The sequence below is a fragment of the Bradyrhizobium sp. Leo170 genome (assembly GCF_004296405.1).
Lineage (GTDB): Bacteria > Pseudomonadota > Alphaproteobacteria > Rhizobiales > Xanthobacteraceae > Bradyrhizobium.
On record NZ_PSRR01000346.1, the window covers coordinates 1 to 9,235 of the forward strand.

Here is a 9,235-nt window from a genome sequence, read left to right on the forward strand (position 1 = left end):
CTCACCGTCGGCCCGCAAAGCGCCGGTGCGGAGCCCGGCCCGGCCTGCTATGGCCAAGGCGGCCAACAGCCCACGGTAACTGACGCCGATCTGGCGCTCGGATATCTCAATCCGGATTATTTTCTGGGTGGGCGCATGCGTCTCGATCTTGATGCGGCGATGCGAGCCCTTCGTGCTCTGGGTGAGCGCCTGACGCTTTCCGCCGAGGCGGTCGCCAAGGGCATCTTCAATGTTGTCAACGAGGCGATGGCGGGGGCTGCCAGGGTTCACATTGCCGAAAAGGCGCAAGATCCGCGCAACTTCACCTTGGTGGCCACCGGAGGCGCGGGGCCCGTTCACGCGGTGGAAATTGCGCGCAAGCTGCGCGTTCCAAGGGTTCTCTTTCCTATCGCCGTGGGCACGGGGTCATGTCTCGGCTTTCTGGCTGCGCCGGTGCGAGTCGATCGGTCCTGGTCACGGTCGACGCGAATAGACGCCGTCGATTGGGCCGAGCTGGCGAGAGTGCTTGCCGGCCTGAAGGCGGATGCCGAGGCCGAATTGAGCGCGGCGGCGCCGCGTGATGCTGAGGTTGATTGGCAACTGCTGGTCGAGATGCGCTATGCGGGCCAGGGCGCAAATCTCACGGTCGCATTCCCTTTCCGGAATCCGGACGCAGCTTTCGGTGCCGATCTCACGGACGCGTTTCAGCGCAAGTATCAGGAGAACTATGGCGGGCTGTTGCCGTCGGGTACGCCCGAAACCGTCACGTGGCGCGTCGTGGGCGCGACCCGTCAGGATGTCAGGCATTTCGGTTGGCCAAGCAACCAAGATCGCGGAGGCGCGGCCCGCCCCAAGGCTCGCAGAGTCATCTTCAGGACCGAGACAGACACCTTCGAGGAGGTGCCGGTCTACGAAAGATACGCCGTGCCGGCGGGCTGCTGCCTGGAAGGACCGCTGATTCTGGAGGAAGAGGAATCGACCATCGTCGTTCCAATGGCGGCTCGCGTGGAGATTCTCGAGAATCTTAGTGTTCTCGTTCATTTGGAGGTTCGGCCATGAACGGCATCGATCCGATTTCGCTCGAAATTCTGTGGACTCGCTTGGTCAGCCTCGTGGATGAGGCCGCGGCGACTCTGGTGCGCACATCGTTCTCAACGATCGTACGAGAGTCCAACGACTATGCCGTGGTGCTGCTTGATCGCGATTGCCAATTGCTCGCTCAGTCGAGCCAGAGCATTCCTTCTTTTATTTGCACGCTGCCGGCTACGGTTCGCCATTTCCTGAAAGTCTTTCCGCGGGAGAAGCTGCGTCCCGGTGACGTCATGATCACAAACGATCCCTGGCTCGGCACCGGGCATCTTCCCGATATCAACGTCGCGGTGCCGATCTTCCGAGGTGAGGAGCTTGTGGGCTTTTCCGGCACGGCGGCCCATGCACCCGACATCGGCGGACGTTTGCGTTCGCCGAGCACCGCAGAGCTTTTCGAAGAGGGGCTGCGCATTCCGCCGACAAAGCTGGTCGATGGTGGCGTCGTCAACGAGACGCTGGTCGAAATCATCCGCAACAATGTGCGTGTACCCGATCAGGTCATGGGCGACCTGTGGGCGCAGGTTGCAGCGAACAAGATGCTGGCAAGGCGGCTGCTCGACACGCTCGAAGATACCGGTTGCGAGCTGACATCGGTCGGAAGCGAAATGCAGCTCCGCGCTGAAGGCGCGATGCGTGACGCAATTCGTGCTCTGCCGAACGGAACCTATGAAAATGAAATCAGCGTCGATGGCTTCGTCGAGCCGGTGGTGATTCGCTGTCGCATCGATGTCGGTGACGAGGCCGTGAGCGTCGACTATGCCGGTTCATCGCTGCAACTGCCGAAGGCGATCAACGTCGTTCCGATCTACACGTTTGCGTATACGGCCTACTCTCTCAAATGCGTGCTGGCGCCGACCGTGCCCAACAACGATGGCTCGTTCCGGCCCATTGCTGCCTCGGCTCCGCTGGGGTCGATCCTCAATCCGCGCTTCCCCGCAGCGGTCAGCGCACGGGCGATGACAGGGCACCTCATTCCGCCAGCCGTCATGGGCGCGCTCGCGCCTGTCATGCCCGACAAGGTGCGGGCCGCATCTGGCTCGCCCCTGTGGTGCGTTCATTTATCAGGACAGCATCAAGGCCAGCGCTTCACGTCCACTTTTTTCCTCAACGGAGGGCAGGGCGCCGGTGCGAACGGGGCTGGTCTGCCGACCCTGAGTTTTCCGAGCAATCTTTCCAACACGCCGATCGAGGTCATCGAATCGCAGGCTCCGGTGCGCGTCCAGCGTCGTGCGCTGAGACGAGGCACCGGCGGCCACGGGCTGCATTGCGGCGGTGACGGGCAGGTGTTCGAACTCCTCTTGCTCGCCGATAGTCCGGTCACCGTGTCTTTCATGGCGGATCGGCTCAGGACTCCCGCTCCCGGATTGCAGGGAGGCGGACCTGGAGCAACAGGGCGGGTTCTTCTCGACGGAGCGCCAGTGGATCCCCGCGAGATCCTGATCGTCCAGCCCGGTGCCCGGCTGACGCTCGAGACGCCAGGAGGCGGGGGCTTCGGCGCGGCACCCATCTAGGAACTATCACAACAACATGTTGGAAACCCAAGGCAGGACGAAATGAAGATAGGCACGTGGACAGCAATCGGTGCGGCGTTGCTCTCTTTGTGGGCGGGAGCGATCCAGGCGGAAGAATGGACGCCGAAGAAACCGATCGAAATTGTCGTGGGATTCGCTCCAGGTGGAGGTAGCGATCAAGCCGCCCGAATCATCGCTGCGGCTGCGCAGGAAGGCTTTCCGGTCCCCTTGGTCGTCACGAACAAGCCTGGTGCCGCGGGCGTTCTCGCCGCGCAGCAGGTCGCGCGGTCGAAGCCCGACGGATACACGTTGCTGGTGGCCGGTGGCTCGGAGACGACGTCGGTTCCGGCCCATCGCGAAGTGCCGTACGATCCCGACAAAGATTTCACGTCCATCATTCGCCTGACCAACAATCCTTTCTTCTTCATCGTCGCCGCCAATTCACCGTTCAAGACGATAGAGGACGTCATCGCCGCGGCCAAAGCCAAGCCAGGTGACATTTCTCAGGCCAATACTGGCCTCGGCGGTCTGACGCATTCTGCCGGAGTCCTCCTTGAGCGTGCCGCGGGCGTGAAACTCAAGCACGTTCCGTATCAGGGCGGTTCGCCGGCTATTCAGGCGTTGATCGCCGGCCAGATCGACATTGCCCTGGGAGCGACCGAGGAAATCGAAGGCCAGGTGCAGGCGAACACGATCCGTGTCCTTGCCAGCACTGGTGCGGAGCGCTCCAGCCATTATCCCGACGTGCCGACCTTGAAGGAAAAGGGATACGACGTAGTGTGCACCAACATGAAGGGTCTTGTTGGTCCGGCCGGGCTGCCGCCCGACGTCGTCAAATATCTTCACGACAGGTTCCGTCAGGCGATGGACCGCGATACCTGGCGCAAATTTGCCGAACGGGTCGGCGAGCCCTCCAACTATCGGAATGCAGCGGAGTTTGCATCAGCTCAGCAGGAGCAACTCTCGCGCATCAAGGCGGCGCTTAGACAGTGAGCCGTTTGTCCGGATGCGGTGCGTGCTTGCCTCGCGCCGCCGGTCAGCGCTGACATCCTTATCGAAAGGATCGAGATGAACCGGGACGTGATTGCAGGATTGCTGGTGCTCGCAATCGGCATAGTGACGCTGTTGCTTGTCGCACGATTGCCTGCTGATGCGGGAGGGACGGCCGGCGCCGCTTACTTGCCCGGGCTCATTGCCTATGGAGTACTCGCGACAGGCGCCTTCATTGGCGCGCAAGGTTTGAGAGCGCCGGTGAAAATGACGGCCTGGTCATGGCGTCCTCTCAGCGCGCTGATACTCGGCGTGCTGACCTTCGGCCTTCTGATCGAGCATGCCGGACTAGTCCTCGCCAGCGGCTGTTGCGCTTTCATTGGATCGCTCGCTGCTCCGTTTCCCGGCTGGAAGCAACGCTGCGCCACCATCATTATCATCTGCGCTCTGGCCGTCTTGATCTTCAAATATCTCCTCGGACTCAATATCAGCGTGTGGCCGACATGGATCTCCTGAACAATCTCATCTACGGGATGAGCGTCGCGGTCAGTCTGCAGAATCTCGGCTTTTGTTTCCTTGGCGCCCTGTTGGGGACACTGATCGGTGTCCTTCCTGGCATCGGGCCACTGGCCACTTTCGCGATCCTGCTCCCGATCTCGTTTTACCTGCCGCCGGTCGGCGCGATCATCATGCTCGCCGGCGTCTACTACGGCGCTCAGTACGGCGGCTCGATCACGTCGATCCTCGTCAACATTCCCGGCGAGGCATCGACCGTCGTCACCTGTCTTGATGGTCACCAGATGGCGCTGCAAGGGCGAGCGGGTGCCGCGTTGGCCACAGCCGCACTCGGCTCGTTCTTTGCCGGTTGCGTTGTTACGGTGTTCATCGCCATCGCGGGGCCGACGCTGGTCAAGCTGGCGCTTCTGTTCGGGCCGGAGGAATACGTCGCGCTGCTGGCGCTTGGCCTCGTCTCAGGGGTGCTGTTGTCCGGAGGCTCGATTGCGAAAGCCATCGCCATGGTGCTGATAGGGATCTTGCTCAGTCTGGTCGGGATGGACGTCAATTCGGGCGTCGAACGTTTCACCTTTGGAATGTTCGAACTCTCGGATGGGCTTGGCTTCACAGCAGTCTCGATCGGTCTGTTTGGAATCGCCGAGATTGCCAGCAGTCTGGAGGATACCGACGGCAAGGGACGCAATATTGCGAAGATTACGAGCCTCTGGCCGACCCGCGACGACTTCAGGCGGTCGTGGGCGCCTGTCCTGCGCGGCACTGCTCTCGGAACGCTGCTTGGAATCTTGCCGGGCGGCGGTGGGACGATCGCGGCATTTGGTGCCTATAGCCTGGAGCGCAAAGTCTCGCGACGACCAGGAATGTTCGGGCGCGGCGCGGTCGAAGGCGTCGCCGGTCCGGAGTCGGCCAACAATGCAGCGTCTCAGGCCAATTTCATTCCCATGCTGAGCCTGGGCATCCCGCCAAATGCCCTGATGGCGCTCATGATGGGTGCGATGATCACGCATGGCATCGCTCCGGGGCCGCAGGTCATGATACGTCAGCCGGACCTCTTCTGGGGACTGATCGCCAGCATGTGGATCGGAAACTTGATCCTGGTGATCCTGAATCTTCCCTTGATCGGAATATGGGTCTCTCTGCTTCGCATCAAGTATGTCTTCCTGTTTCCCGGCATCCTCGTGCTGGCGGCAATCGGAGCATTCGCGGAGAGCAATCAAGTCTTTGACATCTATGTGCTGACCGGGTTCGCAGTCCTTGGATACGCGCTCAAGAAGCTGGATTTTCCTGTGGCGCCGTTGTTGCTGGGGCTCGTGCTGGGCAAGCAGCTCGACGAACAATTGCGCCGTGCGCTGCTGCTCTCGGATGGAGATTGGATGACGTTCATCCGGCATCCGATTGCACTCGGGTTAATGACCTTTACTGCCGTGCTTGTGGTGTTGATCGCGCTTCCCTCACTGCGCCGCTCTCGAGACGAAGCGCTTCAGGGTGAGGAAGGGGCTTCGTCAACTGCTTCCAACGTTCCAGCAGCGTAGCGCTACCGCCAAGGAGAGAGCGGGACATGCAGATAGCTAGCTCGTCGCCCCTGGAAGCATCGGATGAGATTTTCCGGAAGGTGTCATACCGATTGATACCTTTCATCCTGCTGCTGTACTTCGTCTGCTACATCGACCGGGTAAACATTGGCTTTGCGAAGTTACAGTTTCTCGGCGACCTCCATCTGACTGACGCGCACTACGGACTGGCAGCCGGACTGTTCTATGTCACCTACAGTCTGTTCGATATTCCCAGCAACCTGATGCTTGCGCGGGTGGGCGTCCGCAGGACTCTATTCCGCATCATGATCTTGTGGGGAGTTGTCAGCGCAGCGCAGATGTTCATCCGCAACGCATCTGATCTCTACATCCTGCGCCTGCTGTTCGGGGCCGCGGAAGCCGGCTTCATTCCGGGAATCATGCTGTATCTCACCTTCTGGTTCCCGGCTCGCTTTCGGGCTCGCATCACCGGTCTATTCTTCCTTGGCGTTCCCTTGTCCGGCATTATCGGTGCCCCGCTGTCCGGCATGATAATGCAGGGCATGAACGACGTGTTCGGCATGCGGGGATGGCAATGGCTGTTCCTGCTTTTCGCCATTCCAGCCATTTTCCTCGGCATCATCGCATATTTCTATCTCGACGATGACCCAAAGAGTGCCAGATGGCTAAGCGAGCGCGAAAAGCAGCTTCTCACGGACGAGCTGAAGTCGGATGAAGCCGTCGGCAACCGGCGATATACCGGCAGTTTTGCTGAAGCAATGCGGGATCCTCGCATCTATGTGATGGCGCTCTTGAACTTTGCGGCCAACACGGCGTCCAACACAGCGACCTTCTGGACCCCCAGCGTCCTGAAGAATGTCGGGTTTGACAGTTTTGATGGAATCGGGTGGGTCACCGGCGGCATTTCTATTGCGGCGGCCGCAGGGATGCTTCTGATCGCGCGTAGTTCCGACGCTTTCATGGAGCGGCGCTGGCATTTCGCTGGTTGTGCGTTGATGACCGCCGGGGCTTATCTGCTGCTGCCTCTCGCTTCTGCGAGCATGCTGGGGACCGTTCTGCTGATGGCCGTCGCCGCCATTGGAGGCGTCTCGTTACTGGCGATCTATTGGACCATCCCGACTTCGTATCTGCAAGGAAGAGGGGCTGCCGGAGCGATCGGCTTTGTCAGCATGGTCGGGGCCGTCGGCAGTGCGGTTTCTCCGTCGCTGATTGGATGGCTCCGCGAAACGACTGGAAGCCTTTACGTGGGCCTTGGATCAACTGCCATAATTGTGCTTGCGGGCGCGGGCCTGGTCCTGCAGATGATTTCAAAGGATGATCTCGCCAGAATCGGATCCACGGGTGACTAAAGCGGAGCGTTGTGGGATCGAGAGCGAACCACAGACGTCAGGACCATGAGCAACATGCGCGATACCACACTGACCAGGGTGCAAAGCGACGTTGTCGCCAAGATCATCGACTATATCAGACGTGAAAAGTTACCCGTCGATTCTCGGCTGACGGAAAGCCAGCTTGCTGAGGAGGTCGGTGTCTCACGCTCTCCGATCCGAGCTGCGCTCCAGTTGCTGACCGAAAAGGGGATCGTGATCTCGGCCGCGAACAAGGGGCACTATCTCGCGCGCGATGGCGGCACCTTGGACGTCATCGATCTGCCTATTTCGCCGCCGCCCGATGTGTCGTTGTACGACCGGATTGCCATGGATCGCATGCACGACAGAGTTCCAGAGCAGTTCACCGAAGCAAGCTTCATGAGACGGTACGATGTCTCGCGCGCTCAGCTCGTCCGCACTCTCACGAAGATGTCCCAGGATGGCCTGGTCAGACGAAGCACCGGCCATGGCTGGATATTCATGCCGAGCCTTAATTCCGCGGAGGCTTATGCTGCCAGCTATCGCTTCCGTATCATCGTAGAGCCGGCAGGATTGATGGAGGCGACCTTTCTGCTGGACAGGCCGACAATGGAGCGGTGCCGCGAGGCGCACGAGCAGATGCTAATCCGTGCGAAGAGCGGGAAACTCAGCGGCAGAGAAATATTCGATACCAACGCCAAGTTCCACGAAATGCTTGCCATCATGTCGGGAAACCGGTTCATTGCGCAAGCGGTCGAACAACAGAACAGGCTTCGTCAACTCAGCGAATACTACGTCTACGATGACGAGGATCGTATCCAGACGTTGGTGCGCGAACATTGCGAGATTATGGATGCTCTCTTGGCGCGCGACCAGATTTGGGCAGCCACGCTCCTCCGTCGACATCTGGAGATCGCCAGCCGTTTGGTGCCGCCTTTTGCCAAATCGAACAGCGAGCGCACCGCCTAGAGGAGGAAGTGATCGCGTCGACGTATAAGCGAGAGCCCTTCACGAGAAGCTGGGTTTGCCTCGGATTGCACTGAGAATGCCGAAACGGACGGAGTTGGGAAAATGTTACGTCTGACGATCGAGGGAGGCGTTGCTCGGCTCACATTCGAAAATCCATCCAGGCTGAATGCCATCAACCAAGACATGTGGCGCGCCTTTCCAAAGCTTCTGGCGCAGGTGCAGGATGACGCCGGCGTCCGTGTCCTGCTGCTTGAGGGCGCGGGCGATCGCAGCTTCTGTTCCGGCAATGATATCAGCGAGTTCGACAAGGTTCGTGCCGATCCTGTCGCTGCAGCCGCTTACAACGCCCTGCAGCGCGACGTCGCTACTCAGTTTCGCGCGCTTACCAAGCCGAGCATTGCTGCGATCAACGGCTATTGCCTTGGAGCTGGCTTTGAGCTGGCTCTGATGTGCGATATGAGGGTCTGCACGAAGAACGCGCAGTTTGGAGTACCTGCGGTAAGGCTCGGTCTGCCCTATCGGCTTGAAGATATAGCAACCATCCTCAATGTGGTCGGGCTGGCTCAGGCACGCGAGATAGTGTTGTTAGGACGACGCTACGGAGGCGAGGATGCGCTTCGCCTTGGGTTGGTAAACTGGCTGGCCGATAGCGTCGGAGCGATGGCAATTATCGTGGACGCGGCGATAGCAGATTTGCTGTCTGGTGCACCGCTTAGTCTGGCGGCCGCGCGGATCGCATTCCAGGAACTTGCTCGGCGCGACCGACCGGCGGATATCGAACGTGCTCAGCGAGCGGCGGATCGATGTTACGCCAGTCAGGATTATGCGGAGGGTCGGATGGCTCAGCGAGAGAAGCGCAAGCCAGTCTTTCGCGGAAACTAGAGCGTTTTCGAGCGAAGTGGGCACCGGTTCGCGTGAAGAAAACGCGTCAAAACAGGAATCTAAAGCTTCGGTTCTGATTCAATCAGAATCGAAAATGCTTGAGCCTGTTGCGATCGAGTCGATGTCTGGCGCAATGGGAAGATGTCCTGCGTAATCGTGTATTCGCCTGGCCAGTTTTCCACCAATCGCAAGAATGGGGTGTTGTGCGCCCCGTCACCACCGATTGTGGCGCTGGCGACCCGGAAGGTTGGCCTTTCACGTTTTGGACGTCTTTTCGCAGAGATCGGTATTGCGCCTCCCCGCAACCAAATTCGGGGTGTGTATCGAAAACCTAAACGCGGACGTAGTGGTGGTGAAGTCCGCCCAGGATGGCGAGTGAATTGATCAGACCGGTTCGCTGAACCGGGCGGCAGACCGGCGT

8 protein-coding genes are annotated in these 9,235 nt (G+C 59.8%); all 8 read left to right on the forward strand.

Annotated features, from left to right (window positions below; translation table 11 throughout):
• Positions 1-1,038: hydantoinase/oxoprolinase family protein (locus CWO89_RS36110; RefSeq protein ID WP_283813571.1), on the forward strand; the 1,038-nt coding region annotated here is incomplete at its 5' end.
• Entirely contained in the window at positions 1,035-2,579 is a 1,545-nt protein-coding gene (locus CWO89_RS36115) for a hydantoinase B/oxoprolinase family protein (RefSeq protein WP_130583175.1), read from the forward strand. The genes CWO89_RS36110 and CWO89_RS36115, both read left to right, overlap by 4 nt.
• Before the next feature lie 42 nt (positions 2,580-2,621).
• Entirely contained in the window at positions 2,622-3,572 is a 951-nt protein-coding gene (locus tag CWO89_RS36120) for a Bug family tripartite tricarboxylate transporter substrate binding protein (protein WP_130583176.1), read from the forward strand.
• A 75-nt stretch (positions 3,573-3,647) separates the two neighbouring features.
• The gene (locus CWO89_RS36125; protein ID WP_130583177.1) at positions 3,648-4,085 is read left to right on the forward strand and encodes a tripartite tricarboxylate transporter TctB family protein; all 438 of its coding nucleotides are present in this window, start codon (positions 3,648-3,650) and stop codon (positions 4,083-4,085) included.
• On the forward strand, positions 4,073-5,614 hold the full coding sequence (locus CWO89_RS36130) for a tripartite tricarboxylate transporter permease (protein WP_130583178.1): 1,542 nt from the start codon (positions 4,073-4,075) through the stop codon (positions 5,612-5,614). Before CWO89_RS36125 ends, CWO89_RS36130 begins: the two co-directional genes overlap by 13 nt.
• 26 nt (positions 5,615-5,640) lie before the next feature.
• Entirely contained in the window at positions 5,641-6,963 is a 1,323-nt protein-coding gene (locus CWO89_RS36135; protein ID WP_130583179.1) for an MFS transporter, read from the forward strand.
• 54 nt (positions 6,964-7,017) lie between these two features.
• Positions 7,018-7,932, forward strand: a complete 915-nt coding sequence (locus tag CWO89_RS36140) for a GntR family transcriptional regulator (protein ID WP_165421470.1) — start codon at positions 7,018-7,020, stop codon at positions 7,930-7,932.
• A gap of 102 nt (positions 7,933-8,034) precedes the next feature.
• Positions 8,035-8,814, forward strand: coding sequence for an enoyl-CoA hydratase-related protein (locus tag CWO89_RS36145; RefSeq protein ID WP_130583181.1), 780 nt, complete (start codon positions 8,035-8,037; stop codon positions 8,812-8,814).
• Positions 8,815-9,235 lie beyond the last annotated feature (421 nt).